19 protein-coding genes are annotated in these 24,294 nt (G+C 39.8%); 11 read left to right on the top strand and 8 right to left on the bottom strand.

The features are described from left to right. Positions 1 to 2: 2 nt before the first annotated feature. Positions 3 to 1,211 (bottom strand): glutamyl-tRNA reductase, encoded by a 1,209-nt coding sequence (hemA, locus tag ACTHN6_RS16315; RefSeq protein ID WP_440436842.1) that lies wholly within the window; start codon positions 1,209 to 1,211, stop codon positions 3 to 5. A gap of 214 nt (positions 1,212 to 1,425) precedes the next feature. On the opposite strand from hemA, the gene hemH reads away from it, so the two are divergent. From hemH to ACTHN6_RS16280, 7 genes are all read left to right on the top strand, one after another. Continuing rightward, positions 1,426 to 2,478 carry a ferrochelatase gene (gene hemH / locus ACTHN6_RS16310; RefSeq protein ID WP_440436841.1) on the top strand — a complete coding sequence of 351 codons (1,053 nt, stop codon included), beginning with the start codon at positions 1,426 to 1,428 and terminating at the stop codon, positions 2,476 to 2,478. Positions 2,479 to 2,490: 12 nt separating this feature from the next. Then, a complete protein-coding gene (locus ACTHN6_RS16305; protein ID WP_440436840.1) occupies positions 2,491 to 3,051 on the top strand; it encodes a CopD family protein in 561 nt (186 codons plus the stop codon). Positions 3,052 to 3,236: 185 nt separating this feature from the next. Then, complete coding sequence (gene porV, locus ACTHN6_RS16300) at positions 3,237 to 4,367, top strand: type IX secretion system outer membrane channel protein PorV (RefSeq protein ID WP_440436839.1); 1,131 nt, start codon at positions 3,237 to 3,239, stop codon at positions 4,365 to 4,367. Between the two features lie 368 nt (positions 4,368 to 4,735). Further along, positions 4,736 to 5,215 carry a 2-C-methyl-D-erythritol 2,4-cyclodiphosphate synthase gene (gene ispF, locus ACTHN6_RS16295; protein ID WP_440436838.1) on the top strand — a complete coding sequence of 160 codons (480 nt, stop codon included), beginning with the start codon at positions 4,736 to 4,738 and terminating at the stop codon, positions 5,213 to 5,215. 60 nt (positions 5,216 to 5,275) lie between these two features. Beyond that, positions 5,276 to 5,716 carry a dUTP diphosphatase gene (gene dut, locus ACTHN6_RS16290; protein ID WP_440436837.1) on the top strand — a complete coding sequence of 147 codons (441 nt, stop codon included), beginning with the start codon at positions 5,276 to 5,278 and terminating at the stop codon, positions 5,714 to 5,716. Then, positions 5,670 to 6,530, top strand: coding sequence for a DUF4292 domain-containing protein (locus ACTHN6_RS16285; protein WP_440436836.1), 861 nt, complete (start codon positions 5,670 to 5,672; stop codon positions 6,528 to 6,530). Before dut ends, ACTHN6_RS16285 begins: the two co-directional genes overlap by 47 nt. Positions 6,531 to 6,579: 49 nt before the next feature. After that, positions 6,580 to 7,956, top strand: coding sequence for a murein hydrolase activator EnvC family protein (locus ACTHN6_RS16280; RefSeq protein ID WP_440436835.1), 1,377 nt, complete (start codon positions 6,580 to 6,582; stop codon positions 7,954 to 7,956). 261 nt (positions 7,957 to 8,217) lie between these two features. Here ACTHN6_RS16280 and ACTHN6_RS16275 read toward each other — a convergent pair whose 3' ends face one another. Together ACTHN6_RS16275 and ACTHN6_RS16270 are read right to left on the bottom strand one after the other, a co-directional pair. Continuing rightward, positions 8,218 to 10,836 (bottom strand): MGH1-like glycoside hydrolase domain-containing protein, encoded by a 2,619-nt coding sequence (locus tag ACTHN6_RS16275; protein WP_440436834.1) that lies wholly within the window; start codon positions 10,834 to 10,836, stop codon positions 8,218 to 8,220. Between the two features lie 91 nt (positions 10,837 to 10,927). After that, positions 10,928 to 12,610 (bottom strand): NAD+ synthase, encoded by a 1,683-nt coding sequence (locus tag ACTHN6_RS16270; RefSeq protein ID WP_440436833.1) that lies wholly within the window; start codon positions 12,608 to 12,610, stop codon positions 10,928 to 10,930. A gap of 65 nt (positions 12,611 to 12,675) precedes the next feature. Between ACTHN6_RS16270 and ACTHN6_RS16265 the strand changes: the two genes are divergently transcribed. Further along, a complete protein-coding gene (locus ACTHN6_RS16265; RefSeq protein ID WP_440436832.1) occupies positions 12,676 to 13,683 on the top strand; it encodes a gliding motility lipoprotein GldB in 1,008 nt (335 codons plus the stop codon). Between the two features lie 97 nt (positions 13,684 to 13,780). On the opposite strand, the gene apaG is transcribed toward ACTHN6_RS16265, so the two are convergent. The 4 genes from apaG to ACTHN6_RS16245 form a co-directional block, all read right to left on the bottom strand. Beyond that, positions 13,781 to 14,167, bottom strand: coding sequence for a Co2+/Mg2+ efflux protein ApaG (gene apaG / locus ACTHN6_RS16260; RefSeq protein WP_440436831.1), 387 nt, complete (start codon positions 14,165 to 14,167; stop codon positions 13,781 to 13,783). Positions 14,168 to 14,365: 198 nt separating this feature from the next. Further along, positions 14,366 to 16,003, bottom strand: coding sequence for an OstA-like protein (locus ACTHN6_RS16255; RefSeq protein ID WP_440436830.1), 1,638 nt, complete (start codon positions 16,001 to 16,003; stop codon positions 14,366 to 14,368). Then, the gene (locus ACTHN6_RS16250; RefSeq protein ID WP_440436829.1) at positions 16,000 to 17,010 is read right to left on the bottom strand and encodes an MlaD family protein; all 1,011 of its coding nucleotides are present in this window, start codon (positions 17,008 to 17,010) and stop codon (positions 16,000 to 16,002) included. Before ACTHN6_RS16250 ends, ACTHN6_RS16255 begins: the two co-directional genes overlap by 4 nt. Positions 17,011 to 17,184: 174 nt before the next feature. Beyond that, the gene (locus tag ACTHN6_RS16245; RefSeq protein WP_440436828.1) at positions 17,185 to 18,159 is read right to left on the bottom strand and encodes an N-acetylmuramoyl-L-alanine amidase family protein; all 975 of its coding nucleotides are present in this window, start codon (positions 18,157 to 18,159) and stop codon (positions 17,185 to 17,187) included. A 70-nt stretch (positions 18,160 to 18,229) separates the two neighbouring features. On the opposite strand from ACTHN6_RS16245, the gene ACTHN6_RS16240 reads away from it, so the two are divergent. Then, positions 18,230 to 20,968 carry a putative LPS assembly protein LptD gene (locus ACTHN6_RS16240; protein WP_440436827.1) on the top strand — a complete coding sequence of 913 codons (2,739 nt, stop codon included), beginning with the start codon at positions 18,230 to 18,232 and terminating at the stop codon, positions 20,966 to 20,968. A 60-nt stretch (positions 20,969 to 21,028) separates the two neighbouring features. Then, positions 21,029 to 21,250, top strand: a complete 222-nt coding sequence (locus ACTHN6_RS16235) for a YtxH domain-containing protein (RefSeq protein WP_440436826.1) — start codon at positions 21,029 to 21,031, stop codon at positions 21,248 to 21,250. Between the two features lie 86 nt (positions 21,251 to 21,336). On the opposite strand, the gene ACTHN6_RS16230 is transcribed toward ACTHN6_RS16235, so the two are convergent. Further along, positions 21,337 to 22,053 carry a head GIN domain-containing protein gene (locus tag ACTHN6_RS16230; protein WP_440436825.1) on the bottom strand — a complete coding sequence of 239 codons (717 nt, stop codon included), beginning with the start codon at positions 22,051 to 22,053 and terminating at the stop codon, positions 21,337 to 21,339. Between the two features lie 287 nt (positions 22,054 to 22,340). Between ACTHN6_RS16230 and ACTHN6_RS16225 the strand changes: the two genes are divergently transcribed. Continuing rightward, entirely contained in the window at positions 22,341 to 24,185 is a 1,845-nt protein-coding gene (locus tag ACTHN6_RS16225) for an ABC transporter ATP-binding protein (RefSeq protein ID WP_440436824.1), read from the top strand. The last annotated feature ends 109 nt before the right edge of the window (positions 24,186 to 24,294 follow it).

The raw sequence follows: 24,294 nt of genomic DNA, 5'->3' as shown, positions 1-24,294 counted from the left end.
ATTTATGCAGTGCAAATAAAATCATTTATTGCAGCAATGTAATGGCAGCCTTTGGTATTTGTTTCTTTTATCCTGCACGCTGTTTCGTTTACCACACGCTGAATTTTAATATTGATCCTGGATTCACAAAGCGGGTTATCTGCATCAGCAATAAAAGTATAAGAGTGCAGTTCTTTTAATTTTAACTTCAGATCTTTCAGCATAGGCACATGCCTGCGCATATAATACCATTCAATAAAATCCTGCATCGATTCGGCAATAATGGCTTTTGCCTTTGGCACTTCGGCCTCACGCTTTTTAAGCGTTTCGTCTTTCAGCTTAGATAATTCATCCACATTTACCAGTTGTATATTGGATAAATGCCGAACGCTTTCTTCCACATTAAACGGAATAGAAAGATCAATTATTAATTTGGGTTGATGTGAAGTTATATGTGAAGCAAGTATTACCGGCTGTGCACCATTGGTAGCTACCACTATAATATCGGCTGCGTTCACTTCTGTTTCAACATTATCAATGGAAGCCGTTTTTAAGCCAAGCTCTGTTGCAAGCCCTATCGCTTTTTCAGGAGAACGGTTTATGAGTGTAATGTTTTTTGTGTCAAGATAATCCACCAGGTTTTTGCAGGCGCTGCTGCCAATTTTTCCGGTGCCCAGCAATAATATTTTTTTATCGCTGATATCTTTTACATGCTTTTTAATGTACTGTGTCGCAGCAAATGCAACAGAAACAGTGCCACCGCTTAATGCCGTATTATTTTTAATTAGTTTGGAAGATTGTAAAACACTGTTCACCAGGCGGTCTAAATAGGCACCGAGAAAACCATGCTGTCTTGCAAACTTGACGGCCAATTTTATCTGCCCCACAATTTCATAATCACCGAGAATCTGGGAATCGAGCCCGGCAGCCACATCAAAAAGATGTTCTATGGCTTCACGCCCTTTTTTTATATAAGCCGATTTTGCAAAAACTTCCACGCTGCCCGGCGTTTCGGCGCAAAGCAGGCTGATGAGGTCAGTAACATTTTCAGTGAGACCGTATATTTCTGTCCTGTTGCAGGTGGAAAGCACAAAAACTTCTTTCAATCCAAATGAAGGGGCATTTTTAAGAATAGAAGCATATTGATCATTATTTACAGCAAAAGAGCTGCGTAATTCAGCATCTGCTTTTTTGTAATTTATTCCTGCTACGCAAAATTTATATATATCCATCCTGTTATATCAAACGTCGCAAAATTAGTTTGCAACCATCCTATAAACATGATTAAAATCAGTTGAAGTGTCATTTATATGTCATGTTTTGATAAAATTGCGGCTGAGGCAATTTTTTCAATGGCGGCAGGTGTCATTGCTTTTGCATGGAATTTATGTTTTGAGCATACATAAAGTATTGTTTCAGCAAAACAGGGTTTACTTTTGCTGCCTTATGAACCAGCATACCCGTGCGATAATATTAATGAATCTTGGTTCGCCCGATTCAACAGACGTAAAAGATGTAAAGAGATTTCTCAATGAATTTTTAATGGACGGGCGGGTGATTGATAAACCTTTTTTATTAAGGACTTTGCTTGTAAGAGGCATTATTGTTCCTTTCAGGGCGAAAAATTCTGCCGAAGCTTATAACAAAATATGGACGAAAGAAGGCTCGCCTCTAATTGTGATAAGCAAGCAATTGCAAAAAGCGGTGCAGGCAAATTTTGAAGAGCCTGTTGAACTGGTGATGCGTTATCAAAATCCTGCTGCGGCAGCCGTATTAAAAAAGCTGCATGAAGAAAACCCGCAGCTAAAAGAAATTCTGATATTGCCTTTATACCCCCATTATGCCATGAGCAGTTATGAAACTGCGGTTGAGGACATTAAACATCAGCATAAGAAAAAGAATTATGCTTCCGTGCTGAAAGTGGTAAAACCGTTTTATAATAATGAACAATTTGTTTATGCTTTAAGCGAAAGTATAAAGCCCTATCTGCAAAAAGAATATGATAAGATTTTATTCAGCTATCATGGCGTGCCCGAACGGCATATCAGGAAGAGCGATATAACCGGCCAGCATTGCCTGCAGGTAAACCGGTGCTGTCATATAGCCTCACCGGCGCATAAATTCTGCTATCGCCATCAAACTATTGTTACAACTGAACTTGTAACAAAAACATTAAATATACCGGAAGAAAAAGTAGAGCAAACTTACCAGTCGAGGCTGGGCAAAGATCCCTGGTTATTACCTTCTACCCAGGAGCGCCTCCCTAAATTGCCCGGTGAAGGTGTAAAAAGATTGCTGGTTGTGTGCCCGGCATTTGTAAGCGATTGTTTGGAAACGCTGGAAGAAATTGCCATACAGGCCAGAAAAACTTTCTTAGATGCCGGCGGCGAATCTTTTGAGTTTATTCCGTGCATGAATACGCAGCCTTTATGGGTACAAACTGTAAGCAACTGGATAAAGGATTATTTTAACGGCAGCACAGAAATGTTGGTTGATTAATTAGGATGCATTATGGCATACCAATACTTAAAAGCAATACATATCATTTTTGTGGTAACCTGGTTTGCCGGCATGTTTTATATGCCAAGGCTTTTTATTTATAATACAGAGGCCAACGACAAAGAAGCGGCTGTAAAGCAGGCCTTGCACGATCAGTTTGCTGTTATGATGAAAAGACTTTGGTTTGGCATTACCTGGCCTTCGGCTATTCTCACTTTAATTTTCGGTTCGCTGGTTTTGCATTTTGGCGGATGGGGCCCTGTTCTTTTTACCGAATCAGGACGCTGGCTGCTGGTAAAGCTTTGTTTTGTAATACTGTTGTACGCATACCATTTTTCAATTCATAAAATATTCAAACAGCAAATAAGCGGTGTGTTTAAATACAGTTCCCAGCAACTGCGGATATGGAATGAAGTGGCTACCATTTTTTTGGTGGCTATTGTAATGCTGGCAACGGTAAAACAAAGTATCAGTTTCGTTTGGGGCCTGGTGGGGCTGGTATGTTTTGTAGTGTTATTAATGAGCGCCGTAAAAATTTACAAGGTCATACGGGAAAAAAACAAGCGGCCTTGATCTAAGCCTCCTTTGAACTCTTTTTACGTATTATTAGTAAAAAATTGAAAAATATTACATATTTGCCATACTAACCAGTTATTTTTAATCGTCTTAAATACTTCTATCGAAAAAATTATACGCATTAGTCAGTTAGCCCTAAAAGCCAATATGACGATAAAAACCAAAATGATTAAAACAAACGAATGATGCGAAAAAAATTACTGGCTCCGGCTTGTTTACTGCTGGCAGGTTGCTGCTTACTGTCTTCTGCATTTGCACAAAACGATATCATAACAACCGCAACCCCCTTTCTTAGAATTTCCCCGGATGCACGTGCCGGTGGCATGGGCGATGCGGGTATTGCCATAAGCCCCGATGCCAATGCAGCTTTCTGGAATATTGCCAAAACCCCTTTTACCACATCGCCAACAGCGGTGAGTGTAACCTATACGCCCTGGCTGCAGGACATTGCTAAAGATGTGTATATGATTACGCTGGCTGGCTATCATAAACTGGATGAAGACCAGGCTTTTTCTGCGGGTATAAGATATTTTAACCTGGGCAATATAGATTTTACAGACTTTACAGGTACACCCACAGGCTCCGGCCGCCCGTTTGAATTTGCAATAGATTTAGGGTATTCGAGAAAAATATCCAGTACCTTAGGATTAGGTGTTGCATTAAGGTATATTAATTCCGATTTGGCTAACGGCGCTCCACCCAATAACGGCGTAGCTTATAAAGCGGGAAGCACCGTGGCGGCTGATCTTTCACTATATGGCGACAATACTACAGAAGACGGACAGGGTTTCACTTATGGCCTTTCGCTCTCTAATCTTGGCGGTAAAATTGGTTATACAGATAATGCAGAAACCAAAGATTATATCCCCGCCAATATGGGCATTGGCGGTGCTTACACCTGGGCTTTCCAGGAAATGCATAAGTTTACGCTTACTGCCGAAGTAAATAAATTATTGGTACCCGCTTTTCCGGAATTAACAGGCGATTCTGCGAGAGATGAAAACGCCATTAACGATTATCATACACAAAGCGTTTTCAGCAGTTGGTTTAAATCTTTTGGCGATAATGCCTATTCAGGTTCTTTAGGTGCAGAATATACTTATGATAATATGTTTTCCATACGTGCAGGTTATTATAAGGAAACAAAACAAATGGGCAACCGCAGTTATTTTACAGCGGGGGTGGGTATAAAATACCAGATATATGGTTTCAACTTCTCTTATCTTGCTCCATCCGGCAACGGCGTTACAAGAAACCCTTTATCAAATACTTTGCGCTTCAGCCTTTTATTTGATTTTGGTGCGCAGGAATAATATTATTTCAAACGTGTTGTGCTATTAATTATATTGAGAAAGGTCGAATCGTCATTTCGACGATAGGAGAATTGCGAAGCAATCATTGAGGCAATTAAAAAATAATTATGAACGAAATAAATCTCTTGAATTATTAGCAACATAAATTTTATGAGATGTCTCGTTACCTCGACATGACGTTCGGTCAACATAATTTAATACTAACATGCTCATAATTTCAATAGCACAACACATCATTTCAACACAATTTAAATAAAGTTTAAAGCGGAGGCCGTTACCTTCGCTTTTTTCATGAGACTTTTGGCACAAAACACTTATTTAATTTTTTGTGTCTTGGAGTCTTGTGGCAAAATACAGTTGTAAATAATATGAATATAAGAATAGGCTCCGGAATAGATTTTCACAGGCTGGAAGAAGGCCGCGATTTTTGGCTGGGTGGTATAAAAGTACCGCATACAAAAGGCGCTGTGGGCCATAGTGATGCCGATGTTTTATTGCACGCCATCTGCGATGCCATGCTGGGCGCTGCCTGTTTGGGCGATATAGGCGAACATTTCCCCGATACTTCAAACGAGTTTAAAGGTATTGACAGTAAGATATTGCTGGCGAGAACAAATCAGATTATACAAAAAGAAAACTACAGGATCATCAATATTGACAGCAGCCTGTGCCTGCAGGCGCCTAAAATAAAACCTTACGTTCAGCAAATGCAAAAAACAATTGCGGATATTTTAGGTTTGACAGAAAAAGATGTTTCTATTAAAGCCACTACTACAGAAAAATTAGGTTTTGTGGGAAGAGAGGAAGGCGTGGTGGCGTATGCATCGGTGCTGCTGGAAAAACAATAATCAAAGGCTCAGCTGCATCGGTTTCATAATTGAATATTGAGTGTTTTTAAAAAATAATTCATGCAAACTATCACCGTTAAAATCATAAACAATTCTACCAACGCCTTGCCTGCCTACGAAACTATCGGCTCATCAGGTATGGATTTAAGGGCCAATCTTTCCGAACCCGTTAATCTGTTGCCCATGCAGCGGGCTTTAATTCCAACTGGCCTGTTTATTGAATTGCCTTTAGGTTATGAAGCGCAGGTAAGACCGCGCAGCGGGCTGGCCATAAAACACGGCATAACCTGTTTGAATACGCCCGGCACTATCGACAGCGATTACCGCGGCGAATTAAAGATAATTTTGATTAATCTTTCCAGTGAACCTTTTGCCATTCAGCACGGCGAAAGAATTGCACAAATGATTATTCAGCCGGTTGTAAAGGCAGCGTGGGAAGAAGTAAAAATTTTAAATGAATCCAAACGCGGCGAAGGCGGCTTTGGGCATACGGGGAAATAATATGCAGCGGATCATTTTTATTGTTTTTGTTTTTGGCCTGATGAGCGGGGTTGGTTGCCGCACTGCAAAAAAAGCACAGCATGTGGTAAGGGATTCTGCTGTAAGTTCATCGCCGGCTGTTAAGTTAAAATCCGCAGATTCAGCGGCCGTATTAAAACAGCAATTAATGAGCGTTGCCAATGCTCCATTAAACTTTAATACATTTTATGGCCGTGCAAAAGCAAGCTTTAGCTCACCGCAGGCTGCAGGTAATGCAACAGTGTATATAAAAATGCTGAAGGATAGTATTATCTGGATATCTATCACAGGCCCTTTAAACATAGAAGGTGCAAGGGTTTTGGTAACGCCTGACAGCATTAAAGTCATCAACAAACTGGAGAACACAGTTCAATTGAGCAGCATTGACCACCTGCAGAAAATAACCAAACTGCCGCTTGGTTTCAGCGATTTTCAAAATATTATTTTGGGCAAAGCTGTATTAAATGGCAATAATAATTACCAGGTTAAAAAAGATTCTATTACTGTTTCAGATTCTGATGAAGTGTTGCGTTCTGTTTATTCATTTACAAAAAACGGTTTTTTACTCGGGCAAAGTAATTATGAAACCATTAGCAGCAGCGACGTAACCGGCGCTAATATTTTTTACAACGATTATCATGTTATTGATAATTTCAACTTTTCTGCCAGCCGGGATATTGCTGTAAGCGGTAAATCGCCGGCAAGCCTTACCCTGAATTTTAAGGATTATAATTTCAATCAGCCGCTGAGCTTTGTGTTTACAATTTCAAAAAATTACCGTGTTAAATACGAATAAGCATTTCGGATCGTTAATTTAGCAGCAATCATCTCAAACGAAATTATTCATGATAAAAAAACTGTTTGCAGCTTTTATGTGCTTAAGCATAGCATTGGCAGCGGCTGCGCAGGATGAAAGTAAAGAAGACATACAGAAAAGACAGCAGCAACTGCAACGCGAAATAGCTGAATTAAACAGCACCCTTAACCAAATAAAATCAAGCAAAAAAAAATCGTTGAGCCAACTGGCGCTGGTTCAGAAAAAAATAAGAACGCGTAATGCGCTCATCAATAATATTAATAAAGATTTGCGAAGGCTTGATAATACCATTTATACCAGCCAGCTTGATATAAACAGGATGAGGCGGGAGCTTGATTCGCTTAAAGAGAATTATGCCAAGAGCCTGGTGTTTGCCTATAAGAACCGCAGTAATTACGACTATCTGAATTTTATTTTTTCCGCCACAAGTTTTAATGATGCTGTTAAACGCATAGCTTATCTCAGAAGTTACCGCGATTACCGTGAAACGCAGGTAAACACTATTCAAAAAACGCAAAGGGTTATTGAACAAAAAATTCAAACACTTACATCAAATAAGGCAGAAAAAAAATCTACCCTGGTTGAACAGGGCAAACAGCTAACCGTTTTGCAAGAAGATAGAAAAGAACAGGATGATGTTTTAAATAATTTAAAGGGCAGGGAGAGCGATGTTGCCAAACAAATAAAACAAAACCAGCGTGACCAGCAAAAACTAAAAGGCGCTTTACAGGCAATCATTAACCGTGAAATTGCTGAAGCCAAACGTAAAGAAGCTGCACGTTTAAAGGCATTGGAAGAACAAAGAAAAAGAGAAGCTGCCGCGGCTGCAGCCAGGAATAATGCGGCTTCCAATAACCCTTCCTCTTCTCCTGCAGATAATGCCAAAACACCACCTCCTGAATCGCCGTCATCAAATGCAGCAAGCGTTGCCGGCAGTGCAGCGCCAAAAAGCACCCGTGTTTATAATGTACTGGAATCAACGGAAGAAGATAAAATAACCTCCATCAATTTTGAGACAAGAAGGGGCAGTTTACCCTGGCCGGTTAGTTCCGGCATCATAAGCATTCCATTTGGATCTTATACTATTCCCGGCACTAAAATAACAGGCAATAATTCCGGTATAAATATTTCAGTTCCACTTGGTGTAACTGTTAAGTCAGTTGCCGATGGCACAGTATCGGGCATATTTGATATGGGCAGCGGGCAGGCTGTGGTGATAAGGCATGGTAAATATTTTACGGCCTATAGCAACCTTAATAATATTAAAGTGAAATCAGGTACCGAAGTGCATGCAGGCACGGTGCTTGGCACTGCCGGCCCAGGATCAGAAGGCGATGGTGAGATTGTTTTTATGGTGGAGAACAGCAGCGGTGGTTATCTTAATCCTGAAAGCTGGCTGCGCTAAAATAAACTTCAATCTATTTTCTTTATTATTCCGGAATTTGGAAGTTTTTTTATAGTTAATTTAAAGTTTGGGGGTAAGGAACAGGGGTGCACGTCATTTCGACGAAAGGAGAAATCTCCCGAATAGCAACCATCAAAAAAATCATGAGACCTCTCCTGTCGTCGAGGTGACGGCTCAGTTTCATAATAAAATTCAGCAACTTTATATTCAAAATAAATCAAACTTCTTATCCCGAACTCAGTTAGGTAAGATGTAAATGAATTATAGCTTTCCTCCATACTCACTAATTAGTTCAGCTACCAATGCCGTCCAGCCGGTTTGGTGTGAAGCGCCAAGGCCCTTGCCATTATCGCCATGAAAATATTCATAGAATAAAACAAGATGCTCATTTTCCGGCCGTTTATAAAACCAGTTATATTGCTCATATATTTTGCGATTGCCTTCCGCATCTTTCTCAAATAAACTTATTACACGGCGTGTAAGTTCATCGGCAACCTGCTCTAAGTTCATTTGGTTGCCGGAACCGGTCGGGCATTCAACCGTTAAACTATCACCATAAAATTTACCATACTTACGAATGGATTGGATGATAAGAAAATTAATGGGCATCCAGACCGGACCCCGCCAATTACTGTTGCCGCCAAACATATTAGAGGTACTATCGCCGGGGTCATATTGAATGCTATATACAATGCCATCGACCGTTGTGGAATAAGGATGCTCCAGATGATATTTTGACAATGCCCTTATGCCGCCTGGCGATAGAAATTCATTCTCATCTAATAAATAATGCAGCAGCTTTACAAGCCTTTCTTTGCGTATAAGTGAAAGCAATATTTCCGAATCGCCGCTGCGTTCTTCATTAGGCCAGAACTTGTTATTCACGATGCGGTAATGTTCAAACCACGTAATGCGTTTTTTAAAATCCCTGAGCTTATTTAATTCCCATGCATAAATATTTGATACGGCAAACAGTGGTGATAAACCTACGATTGAACGGATGCGTAAAGGCATTGGGTCGGCGCCTGCAACATTTAATACATCATAAAAAAAGCTGTCTTCCGTATTCCACAGGTTATGTTCATTCAAAGCTTCTGCTATAAATACAAAATGTTCAAAAAACTTGGTGGCCGTATCTTCAAAAGCATTATCATGTAAAGCGATCTCAATAGCGATATCCATCATGTTTAATGCATACATGCCCATCCAGCTTGTGCCATCCGCCTGCTCCAGTTGTATATTTCCCTGCTGGCTGAAGCTTCGGTTAAATACACCAATATTATCAAGCCCGAGAAACCCGCCTTCAAAAATGTTATTCCCCTTTACGTCTTTGCGGTTTATCCACCAGGTGAAATTGATAAGCAGTTTTTGAAAGATTTTTTTCAGGAACTGAACATCTTTTTTGCCTGTTTGCTTCTCTTCAATATAATAAACCTGCAATGCAGCCCAGGCCTGCACCGGCGGGTTTACATCGCTGAAATTCCATTCATAAGCAGGTAATTGGCCGTCTGGTTTCATGTACCATTCACGCATGATAAGGAGCAACTGGTGCTTGGCAAAATTAGCATCAGCCACCGCCAGTGAAATGGTTTGAAAAGCCAGGTCCCAGGCAGCATACCAGGGATATTCCCATTTATCGGGCATGCTGATAATATCCTGGTTTTTTAAGTGCTTCCAGTCGCTGTTGCGCCCATTGGCTTTAGATATGCTGGGTGGTGTAATGCCATCGCCGGTGGTTAACCATCGCTCCACATCAAAATGATAATATTGTTTTGTCCAGAACATACCGGCTAAAGCCTGCCGCTGAATATTTCGCAAATCATCATTTATTTTTTTGGGCAGAACGGAATCATAAAATGCATCTGCTTCTTTTTTGCGTTTATCAAAAATATTTTCAAAGTCTTTATAAAAAGGCTTCTTTAAAAGCAGGTTGCTAAACCTGCAATAGATGGTTTTTGTAGCGCCAGCTTCAATATTTAAATTATACACGGCGGCGAACTTTGTTCCCGTTTTTCTTTTTCTTAGCTCTGTAATATTTTTCTTTTTAATAACTGCATTGTGAAATGCATCTTTTGTAAATATTGATTTATTAGGTGTGCCTGTTATAATTTCTGTATTGGTTTCATTGTCTGTAAACCACCTGTCATCGGCGTCTAAAAAATACAGGTAATTTGTTTTAAGCCTGTAGTGATCGGTGATGACTGCGTTCCGGTTTAATAAAGTAATAGAGGGCACATCCGAATCGGGCGAATGCTGCCAGCGGTTATAAAAAAATAAAGTAGGCAAAACGGTTATGGGCGCAGCCGCATTAAAGCGGTTGGTTATATCAATCTTAATAAAAATATCTTCATCATCTTCTTTTGCATAGGTTATTAAAACATCGAAGTATTCATTGTTATCAAATATGCCTGTATCCAGGATTTCATACTCAGGATCAAGCTTTGATTTGCTGCGGTTCTCCGTTCTTAATTGTTCATAAGGAAATAATTGTTGGGGGTATTTATACAAATACTCCATATAAGTATGCGTGGGTAAATTATCAAGATAATAATAAAGCTCTTTTACATCTTCGCCATGATTGCCTTCATAGTTTGCCAAACCAAAGAGCCGCTCTTTTAGTATCGGGTCTTTGCCATTCCATAAGGCCACAAAAAAACACAGGTTTTGATAATAATCAGAAATTCCTGCCAGCCCGTCTTCGCCCCAGCGGTAAGTTCTGCAATGTGCATGATCAAAAGGAAAATAATGCCATGCATCGCCATCAGGACTGTAATCTTCCCGCACCGTTGCCCATTGCCGCTCACTTAAATACGGGCCCCATTTTACAAGCGGAACCGGTTTATCTACATTTTCTTCGAGCCTTCTTAATTCATCAATCATATATCAAACTTAAAATCAAAATGTGATAGGGAATGGGTGATGCCTGCAATTATCATGTCAGTAAACCCATATACCACAAAAAAGATAAAAATTATGAAAGATACCTGCCTACAATTGGTACGCGCCTGCCAACACCATAGGCTTTTTCTGATACGCGAATGATAGGGCAAAACTGGTTACGCTTATACTCATTGGTATTTACAAGTTTCAAGGTGCGGTCAACAGTTGCGCTGTCAAATCCCAAAACCTTTATTTCGTTGGGGCCAAGCCTGCGTTCTATGTATTGATATAAAATGGAATCAAGAATCGCGTAATCCGGCAGGCTGTCTGAATCTTTTTGATTGGGTCTTAGTTCAGCGCTCGGCGCTTTCATTAAAATATTATCAGGAATGATTTCCTTATCACGGTTGATGTATCGTGCCAGTGCATATATCTGCGATTTATAACAATCGCCTAAAACACTCAGGCCGCCGGCCATGTCTCCATATAAAGTGCCATAGCCTGTTGAGAGTTCACTTTTATTGGATGTGTTTAATAAAATATAACCAAATTTATTGGCGATTGCCATCAGCAGGTTGCCTCTTATGCGGCTTTGAATATTTTCTTCTGCCACAGAAAAAGGAAGGCCTTTGAATAATGGTTCCAGCGTTTCTAAAAACGATTCATAAATTGAATTAATGCGGATGATATCATAAGAATTATTCAGATTTTTACTTAATTGTTCCGCATCGTTTACAGAATGTTCTGTTGAATAAGGTGAAGGCATTAAAACAGCCCTTACATTTTCAGGCCCTAATGCTTCACAGGCAAGCGCTAAAACCAAAGCGCTGTCAATGCCGCCGGAAGAGCCGAGAATGGCTTTTGTAAAACCCATCTTTTTAAAATAATCACGAATGCCAAGCAATAGCGCCTCATATATCATTTCAAGGTTTAATTCAGGCTGAAATTCTTTTATTGAAAGCTCTGTGTCCGGCAAATATTCAGCGCGTTCAATAACAGGCGCATCAATCGTTCCATCATCATTCAGCACAATAGTTTCAAGCGCTTCTTTAAACATGGGCAATATTTTGCAAAGATTTCCATGCTTGTCAAATGCAAGCGAAGTGCCATCAAACACAATCTCAGTCTGGCTGCCAATCGTGTTGCAATAAAACATGGGCAACTTATACTTCAGCACATTTGATTTTATAACGGCTTTGCGGTCTTCATTATGTGTATAATCAAACGGCGATGCACTGAGGTTAAGCATTACATCAGGTGATTGTTTTATTAAAGCATCCATCGGGCAAATGCGATACAGCGGGTTATCGCCAAGGTTCCAGATGTCTTCACAAATAGTTATTGCCAGTTTTTTGCCTTTAAATTCAACAATATTCCAATCGAACGCCGGTTCAAAATAGCGGTATTCGTCAAACACATCATAAGTGGGCAGCAAAGTTTTATGTATCTCCGCTTTAACTTCTTTTTCATATAGAAAGAAAGCGGCATTAAAAAGATCCTTGCCTTCAAATTTTGGGTTGCGCGCCGGTGAACCAATCACTACGCCGATTGTATCTGCATGTTCTTTGATGATATCAACTGCGTTATAACATTTGCTGATGAAATCACTGAATTCTAAAAAATCCCTCGGCGGGTAACCGCAAACACATAGTTCACTAAATAAAATAAGATCGGATCCCTGCTGCTTTGCCTGTTTAATGGCTTCAATAATTTTTTGGGTGTTGCTTTCAAAATTGCCTATATGATAGTTTTGCTGGGCTATTGTAATTTTCATACTGTAAAGTTCGTTTAAAAAAAATATTAACAACCTGCTTGCGCAGCAAGTAATTTATTTGCAATATGAAATTTTATGCCGCCGCATTTTTTTGTTTGCTGTTATTTGCCTGTAATCAAAAAAAACCAGCGCCCGACGTTTCCAATATTAAGGTAGATGTACAATTATTGCGTTTTGATAAAGATTTGTTTTCAATTGACACAAACAATGTTGAAACCCCTTTGACATCGCTTCAAAAAAAATATGGTGCTTTCCTGAACGATTATTTATACAACATAATGGTGTTGCCGCCGCAGCCCGACAGCGTTGCGAAAAAAATTAAAATGTTCCTGCATGATTATCGTTTTGTGTATGATACAGCGCAAGAATATTTTAATGATTTCGGCAACGAATTTAAAGCGATAAAAAGCGGCCTGCAATATGTGAAGTATTATTTTCCCGAATATAAAACACCGGCAAATGTTATAACTTTTATAGGGCCTGTTGAAGGCTATGCAAATGTGCTTACTACAAGCGGACTGGCAGTGGGATTGCAGTTATATCTTGGTGAAGATTTTCCTGTGTATCACTCGGAATTCATAACGAATGTTTACCCAGATTATCAGCAACGAAGGTTTAAGCCTGCATACATTGCCGTTAATTGTATGAAAAATATTGTAAGCGATATTTACCCTGAAAAGAATGGCAGCGAACCGTTAGTATATCAGATGATTGATGCAGGCAAACGGTTATATCTTCTTGATCATTTTTTGCCTCAGGTTGCAGACAGCTTAAAAACAGGTTATACGCAAAAGCAATTAGATGGCTGTTATGATAATGAGGCCGGTATATGGAATTATTTTGTTCAGAATAATTTACTGTTTATAACTGATCCTTTGCAGGTAAGGGATTATATGCAGGACGGGCCTTTCACAGAAGTTTTAGGCCAGGCATCGCCGGGGTTTATAGGCCAGTTTATTGGCTGGCAGGTTGTAAAGAAATGGATGGACAAAAACCCGGAAATTACCTTGCAGCAATTAATTGAAACACAGGAGAAAAAAATATATGATGAGGCGAAATATAAACCGCGGTAGAAGAGAGGCTGCGAGCTGTGAGCTTCGAGCAATGCACAGTGAGCTTTTATAATCTGACTGAGCTTCCCGGCTCACAGCCCGTAGCGCAAAGCTTTCTTCAATTCATCTTAAGCGGGGCAATTAAATCGAACGGCGGAATATTTACTTTAAATATTTTTTTATTGTTGAGGTTTTCCATTTCATACGTGCCCATCATGCGGCCAAGCTCACTGCGCAGGTTACAGCCGCTTACATACTGAAACTGTTTGCCCGGCTGCAATACAGGCTGCATGCCCACCACACCTTCGCCATCCACATCGCGGTATTCACCACTGCTGTCAAATATTTTCCAACTGCGGCGCAAAAGTTTTATGCTGAAGTTATTTTGGTTTTCTATAGTAATCCTGTAAGCAAACATGAATTCACCATTGGTAGGATTGCTGTAGTCTGACTGGTAAAAACTCTCAACACTTATTTCAACGCCTTCTGAAATTTTTGATACCATTCTTTATTGTTTGCAGGAATAAAGATAGGGATTGAAAATAAATTCCGGTAAACAGGCACATGGGAAATAATATAATTACACGTTTTTCTCGCAGGCAGCCCATAATCTTAAGTGATGTAATTAATTTTCCCGCTAAACGTTAATAACGCCGATTCTGTCATTATCCACTCACAATTAACAACCCGCAACTCACAAACATCAGTTGCCAAATAAATCGTATCTTGTTTTAGGCCGGCGGTCATCAAGCCACTGAAAATTGCGCAGCCGCATTTCAAAAGGGTTCATTTGCCGCATAGGGTAGGAGGTGCCAACCACATTGCTTCTCAGCACAATTTTATCGGCCTCACGCGTTACAAAATACATATCAATCACATCAGACGTTGCCCTGTTCACACCAATAAATTTGCTGCTGTCATCCTGCGCATAATAAATGCTTTCCGAATTGCCTTTGGCTCTTATCGAATCTATTTCCCCATTGGTAAAAAACCCATTTATGGTGCGGCCTTTTACCTGGTTATAATATTCAGGGCCAACTTTTTCCACGCTTAAGGCATTTTCAAAAACATACATGCGTTTTGGTTTTTTATTAAGCGTAAATAAATAAATGGTATCGCCGGTTATCTGGCTTTCGCGGCTCCATACAACCGGGTTTTTAAACAGCCTGAATGCAGAATCTTCCGATGAATAAAATAAACTATCGCCTACGGCCTGCAATGAATCAGAAAATATTTTTACGTTGTAATAAGCCTCCACAAAACGGTCTCTTGCACTATCCTGTTTAGCTCTTGCAGAATCGCTGAGTGCAATAGCAACAGAATCTGTTGAGGGAAGTGAATCGAGTATAACAGGGATTTTCCTGTATTTTTTAATGGTGGATAACTTGCCGGAGAACAATGTATCGGCAGCGAGATAAATAGAATCTTTATCCTGCTTTATAACCATTACCGGTTTTTGCGTGGCCAACACAGAAGATTCTTCTCCTTTGCTTTTAAGATTATTGGCAAAAACGGTTACGCCCTGCGCGGTGTCTTTATAAATAACATTGCCACTGGCTTCACTTTCTTTGGTTGAATCGTTGGAAGCAACTACATCTGCATCAAGCATTGTTGTGCTGTCTTCTATATGAGGCCGCTTGCCGAAATAGGAGTTCTTGTTTTTCAGGTCATAAAAACCATCGCTGGTAAATATCTTTTTCTTGTCACCGCTTTTTATAATGGTGGGAACGGTGAAGGTGGCCACATTCGTGTAAGTGTTAAACAGTAATGTATCTGTTGTAATATTATAGTCAGGGTTTACCAGCACTACATCTTTCTTAAAATAAACATCCTTGGTTTCGCCATAATAAAAACCTTCTTTACTGGTGAGCACTGTTTTTTCGCTTGTTACTTTTCCATTCTTTGTATAAATGCCTATATGTGTGTTCAGGTCGTAATCAAGATCGGGCGTGGTAAGCGTTCCCTTGCCATCGGTTAATTTTACGTTGCCTTTAAGGTAAGCTTTTTTTTCATTGCCGAGATACCGCAGGTAATCGGAATACGTATGTATGCTGTCGTTATCATTTATATGCACGTGGCCAAAGGCCTCCAGCATATTCAGTGTTTTATTCAACACAACACTATCTGTATAAAACAAAGTGGAATCCTGTTTTATCTGTACGTTGCCGGCTGCAGATTGAAATTCGGCTGAATCTATTTTCTGATAATTAAGCCTGTCTGCATTAAGAATGATGATCTTTCTCTTTGATGCTGTATCAGCAGGCTGTTGTGCAAAAAGCGATGAGCATATAAAAAGGAAAGCTGCGCTGAGAAAAAAAACTATCGCTTTATATTGTATCATGGTTTTACCGCAGATGAATCTTTTACCGGAAGCGGTTCTGTAAGATAATCGCCTTTATCTTTTTTGCCAAAAACGGAAATGTTTACATAACGCTTCGGGTGCACACGAAGATCATCAAGTAAAACATTTAAACTGCGCGTAATGTTGTTAAGGTTATTATATAATGCCTTGTCGTTTATTAAAGCGCCGATGGAACCATCTGTTGAATTAACGCGGTTGATGATAGACGATAAAGAATCTGCACTTTGCTTAAAACCATTTACCAAACCATCAACATCGGCCTGTGATAAATTTCTTGTGGTTGCCTGCAGGTAAAAAAGCGTGCTGTCTATCTTTTGGTTATTCTTTGCAAGATTTGCGGTAAACTCGTTGATGTTTGCAAGCGACTGTGCCAGGGCTCCGGTTTGTACATTTAATAATTTTTGCAACGCTATGGTAGATTCTGAAATATGACCGGTAGCATTATTGAGATTGGTTATTACGCTGCGGATATTTCCCTTGGTAGTAGTATCAAGCAAGGTATTAAAATTCCTCATTAATGAATCTAATGTTACGAGCGATGCAGTTAGCTGATCGGACAGCGGGCCAAGTTTCGTGGAAAGCGAACCAAGAAACCCATTGCCTTCGAGGGTGTGCATTGTATCGCCGCTGTTGAAATACTGCGTACTTCCGCCGAGCTGGATATTCAACACCGGAGAGCCTAACGGGTTTGATTCAATGGTGGCAACAGAGTTTACCGGTATCTTATAATCCTGTGCAAGCTTTATTTCAACAACCAAATCTTTTAATGAAGGATCGGATGTGGTGCTGTAAACAGTGCCTATCTGGAAACCATTTGCATAAACAGCATTGGATGATGAGAGCTTTTTAAGGTCGGAATATTTAGCATATAAAAAGAAACCCGTTTTTAATACGCTTTTGCCTTTTAAAAAATTAAAACCAAGAATAAGAAAAGCTACAGCGATTGCAGTTAAAGCACCTATTTTAGTTTCATTCGAAATTTTCATGTGTGGAATTTGTCTTTTGCACCTGAGGCTATTCCTATAAATATACAATCATGCCAAAGATGTTATGAAGGCAAAACTAAAAGATATTACTTACCGAGCAAAAGTGCATAAAGTTTTCCGTATCAAATACACAACTTTTTGAGTGGCAAATATGTCTTATAACGCATAAAAAACTTATTGCAACGAATCCTGTGAAAAGCTTTGAAAGCTGTTTGTTTCGAGGTTGTTTTTATAATTCATTACAGCATTGGTAATGGCATTGCAAATCTCCTGCTGCCCGCTGGTGCTGTTAAGGTAATCTTCATCTTCAGGATTGGAAATAAAACCCGTTTCTACGAGAATGCTTGGCATGGCTGTGGCCTGTAATACCCAAATGCCAACACCTCTTTGCCTGGCCTCGCGGCTCGTGCGGCCTATTTTAATAAACTCGTTTTCCACATCGCGGGCAAGGTTAGCGCTACGCTGAAAATACTGTTGTGTTTTAAGTGTGTAATACATTTTCCTGGTTGGATCACCCGGATCAAAGTCGCCAAGCTGCTGTGCAAGAGAGCTATCCATATACAATGATTCATTCTCCATCATGGCAACTTCTTTATTGTCATTCCTGTCTGCGGCCCATATATAAGTCTCGGTTCCTTTGGCGGGGTTTGGCGTAGTCCAGTAACGGCGCACGGCAACTTTTCTCGTATGTTTTTTCCTTTTTTTTCCCTTGCCTGTGTAATATGTCTGCGTTTTGTAGCCTGTTACTTCACTATGTGTAATGGGTTTGGCAGAGTTGCAGTGAATGCATATAAATAAATCGCCCTTGGCTGCATTGGCTTTATTTGCTTTTATACGCGGGTCATCAAAAATGTCTGTTGTGCGGGTCATTATAATTTTTACATCAGGTAAGGCCTGCTGTAAAGTTGCCTGCAGTTTTAATGCTATGGCGAGTGCAACATTTTTCTCATAAGAATATTTTCCTCTTGCCCCGATATCTTTACCGCCATGGCCGGCATCAATTACAATAGTGCGTAATTTATTTTGCTGTTGTTGCTGTAAATTATCTCTAATGGCAGGCGCAGTATTTGTGGCCAAAGCAAACCTGAAGGAAGTACAACAAAAAACGATAACAATAAGAAAAGAAATGGCTGCAATTTTTCTTTGCATGATTTAGTACGTTAAAAAGGTTTCTTTACAAATCTTTTATGCTATTAAACTATATTTTTGTTCCGGCTGTATGCAGAACCAATATAAACTGTACGCAAATATAAAAACCGCAATAATCTTTTTATGCGTATTAACTTTTATAACGTTCCCATTACTTGCTAACAGTAGGTGTATAAATAAATTTCAACAATTATTAACAATACCCGCTGATACAATACCGGCCCGCACAGATTCGGGTATATCCGGCGTAGTTGATACACTTCCTGCAAAGAAAGCTATAAAAAAGCCGGTAATTTCTGATTCGATTTCTTTTGTTGAAACAGACTCGCTTTCCGATTCTTCCCGCAGGATTGTGGTTGATACTACCTTGTTTTCCAAAGATTCACTCGATGCACCGATTAGTTATACGGCAGAAGACAGCGCTGTTTTGCACATACCTACCAAACAGTTTTTGCTGTATGGAAAGGCCAATACCACTTATACCGATATGAAGCTTGATGCCAATACCATTGAGTATGATCAGAATAAAAACCTTATAAAAGCATATGGCGGCACTGATACTTCCAAGGGCGCGCTTAACCTGCCCACCTTTGTGCAGGGCGATCAGACTTCCATAATGGACACTGTTTTTTTCAACCTCAAAACACAAAAGGGGCTTACTAAAAATACTTATTATAAAGCCGGTGAGATGTTTGTAAATGCGCAGCGGGTTAAGAAAGTGGAAAAAGATGTGGAATATGCTTACCGCGGAAGGTTTACAACGTGCAACCTTGATACGCCACACTTTGATATACGGGCAAGAAAAATTAAAATTGTTAACGATAAAATAGCCGTATCAGGCCCGGCTTTTCCCGAATTTGAAGGTGTACCTATGCCCATTGCCATACCTTTTGGCATTTATCCGTTACAGCGTGGCCGCCATTCCGGGTTGTTGCCACCACAGTTTACCACAAGCGATGTATTTGGTTTGGGGCTTGAAGGCCTGGGCTATTATAAAGTAATTAATGATAACTGGGATTCGCGCATACAGGGAAATTTATATTCTTATGGCGGATGGCAGGCCGATGCCACTACCAATTATTACAAGCGCTATAAATACCGCGGCACATTTGCGCTCAGCGCTATACATACAAAAAGATTAAATAACGATTTGTATTCTTTATCCAAAGAAGAATTTTACACCAGCAATACTTACCAGATAAGGTGGAATCATTCGTCCGACAGCAAGGCAAGGCCGGGAACAACCTTTAGCGCCAGTGTGCAGGCAGGCAGTACGCAGTACAATCAAAACCTGACCAATAATGCCATGCAAAATTTTAATAATAACCTTGCTTCATCCATAACCTATAGCAAAACCTGGGGACTTGGCAATAACCTGAGTGTTTCTTTAAATGAAACGCAAAACAGCGTAAGCCGTCTTATAAATATGAACCTGCCAACGGTAAGTTTTACCACCCCTACTATATATCCATTTCAGAAGAAAGAGCAGGTGGGTTCGCTTAAATGGTACCAGAAGTTAGGTATTGGCTATTCCGGTAATTTACTTAACGTGATTTCTTTCTATGATTCAGCTATGAATTTTAGAAAAATACTCGATACCATGCAATGGGGTGTTACCCACCGCATACCTATCACGCTTACATTACCGGCTTTAGGACCGCTTGTATTGGCGCCTTCCATCAACTACCAGGAAAACTGGTATGCGCAAAAAATAGATTATTCAAACTGGAATAAAAAAAGCGGTAAAGTTGATACCTCTATCGAGAGAGGTTTTTATGCAGCGCGGGAAATGAGTTTTGGCATGAGCATGAACACCCGCATTTTTGGCACATACAATTTTAAAAATTCAAAACTGCGGCATGAGATTGACCCATCAATCGGGATAAGTTATAAACCTAACCTGGTGAGCAAGTACTATAAAAATGTTATTGTTGATTCAAACAACCAGGTGAGACGTATTTCCCAGTTGCAGGGTAATGTGCTGGGTGGCTTTAGCGAAGGGCGTTTTGGCGGCATTACTTTCGGTATAAGCAACCTGCTTGAAATGAAAAAGCGCAATACAGATTCCTCTTCTGCCGACAGCGTAAAAAAGGTGCGCATACTTGATAACCTGAGCATTACCAGCGGTTATAACCTTATTCCCGACAGTGCTAATAAAGAAACGCCCATAAGCCCAATAAGCATAAGTGCCGGTACTAATCTTTTTAATAAGATTAATATTACGGCCAACGCCACCATTAACCCATACCGGCAGGATACTTCCAATCACTATCATTTGCTTTGGAAAGAAGGAAAGATAGGGCAGTTTCAGCAGGGTAATTTATCGTTGTCAACATCACTGAAAAGCAAGTCGAAAAAAGATGACCGCACGGATGAAGAAAGGTTGGATGATTACAATGAAACCCTTACGCCCGATGAGCAGCAGTCACAGCTTGATTATATACGAAGCAATCCCGCTGAATTTGTAGATTTTAATACACCATGGTCGCTGCAATTATCTTATTCGCTTGGGTTTACAAGAATGCTGCAATCAGACCTGATACATTATAAAAATAATCTTTCCACTAACGTAAATGTAAATGGCACCATAAGCCTTTCCCCTAAATGGCAGTTAGGGGGCGGTTTTTATTTTGATATCATCACCCGAAAACTACAGGCCTCCAATTTCTTCCTCACAAGAGATATGCATTGCTGGCAAATGACCATTGATATAAACGTTGGCCTGTATAAATCTTTCACCATTACGCTTAACCCTAAATCGGGTATTCTGCGCGATCTCAGGATAAACAAGCGCTTCATGCAGCAATAATTATTTTGGCAAGGTTGTTGGGCAAAACCTCGTATTACATCATCATTAAAAAAATGTTCTATGAGTGCACAAAAATTATTAATTGCAACTTTATCTGGTTTTGTAGCCGGTGTGGCAGTTGGCTTAATGGTTGCTCCTGCAAGCGGCAGCGAACTTCGTCAGCGCATTGCAGATTCAGCTACTGACCTGGCCGGTAACGTAAAAGATAAAATCCGCAATTTTAGAAATAAAGCCGAAGAAGATTTAAATGACCTGGCTTTTGATACGGGTGATGATGAATAACATTTGGCTTATGCTTGTTCGATAATAAAAAATCCGGGAGTTCGTACTCCCGGGTTTTTTATTATAAACTTCAGATGATTATTTTATCAACCCTGCTTTTTAATTTTTCCGCCGCTGCTGTTTGATACATTGCTTATTACAGCATTGCCCTTATACTTAATGCCACCGCCACTGCTGGCGGAAGCATTCAATGTTTTATTCACTGTAATTTCAATGTCACTGCCGCTGCTGGCATCAGCTTTACAGCTTTCTGATATAAGGTCGTAACCATTAAAATCGCTGCCGCTGGTAGTGGTTATGCTCACTTCATTTACTTTACCTTTTACATCCATATCGCTGCCGCTGCTTTGATCAACTGAAAGTTTTACCCCTGTAATACTGCCTTTAAAATCGGCGCCGGATGATAAATTAATATTTAATGTATTTACATTAATATTTCCATCTGTAGTAACATCTGCACCAGAATTTACTTCCAGGGCATCCAGGTTTTTAAAGCTTACATAGGCTTTTAATTGTTTTTTTACATGCCAGCCTTCCATTCCTTTATTGTCAAAATAAATCTTCAGTTTTCCATTAGATACCTCAGTTTTTATATGGTCTCTTATTTCGGAGGATGCAGCGCTTACCGCCACAGCTTCATCATTACCTTGTTTTATAATAAGATCAATGCCGTTGGAAACTTCTATTGCATGAAAGCTGCTTATTTTCCTGGCCTGTGCATTGGCATCCCGGATAACCGTAGATTGAGCGTTTAATAAAACAACGCTGCATAAAAAGGAGAGGAGCGCAAATAATTTTTTCATTGTATGGTTTTTAATGTTTGGTGCGTTTAATGTAAACCATCCTTATACGCACCTGTATTCAAAATGTTACAGCCAGCTTTTATATTTTTTGAATTTGATACACTCATAATTCAATACACCGTGCATAAAAAACGTTATTGACTGCAGGAGATGTAGCTCTGTGTTACTCACGGGCCGGTACCAAAATAAAAAATATCATTTAGAAAATGCATACCGTTTTTGTTGAGCGGCAAATAGGTTAGACGGCTGAAGTATTTGATTTTTACCTTTTACCTTTGGCGGGCATTATGAGCGGAGCTGAACAAAAAAAACATTTTGATTTTTCGGTACTGAGACGTGTTTTCGCATTTGTAAAACCTTATCGCTGGCGCTTTATTATAAGTATTGTGCTGGCTGTTGTTCTCTCATTTTTTACACCCGTGCGCCCATTCTTCATTCAGTTAACAGTTGATAAGGCCACCGGTAAAAATGTTCATACGCCCTGGATAATAGAGCTGCTTTTTCCTAACCGTGATTTAAGCGTTGCCTGGCAGTTTATTATTGCCGTAACCATATTCCAGGTAGCATTTATTTTTATTGAAACAACTGCAAGGTTTTATTTCAGTTTTATTACATCATGGCTTGGGCAGAGCGTGGTGAGAGATATGCGTACCGCTGTATATAAAAAAATCCTTGGCCTTAATTTAAGGCAGTTCGACAGAACACCCATCGGTACACTTACCACAAGAACCATTAATGATATTGAAAGCATCAACGATATTTTTTCTGATGGGCTGGTACCCATTTTTGCCGACCTGCTTTCTATCATCATTGTGCTGGTTACCATGTTTGTTACCGACTGGCAGCTTACGTTAATCGCTTTGATACCCTTTCCTTTTCTTATTATCGCTACATATTATTTTAAGGAGAGCGTAAACAAAAGTTTTATACAGGTGCGTAACGCTGTGGCTGCATTAAATGCTTTTGTGCAGGAGCGTATTACGGGCATGCAAATCGTGCAGGCTTTTGCGGCCGAAGACAGGGAACTTGAAAACTTTAAAAAAATTAACCGGCATCATCGCAATTCGAACATTCGCTCCATATTTGCTTATTCAATTTTTTTTCCCGTTGTTGAAATTGTGCTTGCCGTATCAACGGGTCTGCTCGTTTGGTGGCTTGCAGGCCAGGCCGCTTCCAATCCCATAAAAAATAAAGAACTGGCCGGTGAACTGGTTGCTTTTATTCTTTATCTCAACCAGATATTCAGGCCGCTGCGTGTAATTGCCGATAAATTTAATGTGATACAAATGGGCGTGATTGCTGCAGAACGTGTATTTAAAGTGATGGATAACCCGGATACATTGCCACCATCGCCAAAAGATGCATTTGCGCCAACAGAAAGATTAAAAGGAAAGGTTGAATTTGATCGTGTTTGGTTTGCATACATAGAAGAAAATTATGTTTTGAAAGATATTTCCTTTAAAGTTAATGCAGGCGAAACGGTGGCAATTGTTGGGCATACGGGCAGCGGTAAAACTTCGATCATCAGTTTAATGAACAGGTTATACCAGATAAAAAAAGGAACAATAAAACTGGATGATGTAAATGTGGAGCATTACGATGCGGACATTTTAAGAAAGAATATTGCGGTTGTATTACAGGATGTGTTCCTGTTCTCCGGCTCTGTGATGGATAATATAACCCTTCATAATAATGAAATATCACGGGAAGAAGTGATTGAAGCTGCAAAACTCATCGGTGTACATAATTTTATTATGCAACTGCCCGGCAATTATGATTACAATGTAATGGAACGCGGCAATACGCTTAGCCTGGGCCAGCGCCAGTTAATATCATTTATCAGGGCCATATTATCCAATCCTGCGGTACTCATTTTAGATGAAGCCACTTCCTCCATTGATTCGGAAAGTGAACAGCTTATTCAAAAAGCCATTGATACTTTGATAACCGGCAGAACGGCCATTGTAATTGCGCATCGGTTATCAACCATACGCAAAGCAGATAAGATTATTGTACTGGATAAAGGAGAAATAAAAGAAACCGGCACACATGAAGAACTGCTGGCATTAAACGGCTATTATGCAAAACTGCACAGTATGCAGTTTGAAAAAACGAAAACCATATCAGTTTAAAATAAAAAAGGTGAGCGTTTTTTACCCTCACCTTTTGTAAACGGGAAATATCACCCGCCTTTTTAATGTTGCTTTTCGCAACAGTTAGAATCGTGTTTTCCTGGTTAGT

The sequence above is a fragment of the Parafilimonas sp. genome, assembly GCF_051953455.1.
Lineage (GTDB): Bacteria > Bacteroidota > Bacteroidia > Chitinophagales > Chitinophagaceae > Parafilimonas.
This window is presented reverse-complemented; position numbering and strand designations above follow the sequence as displayed.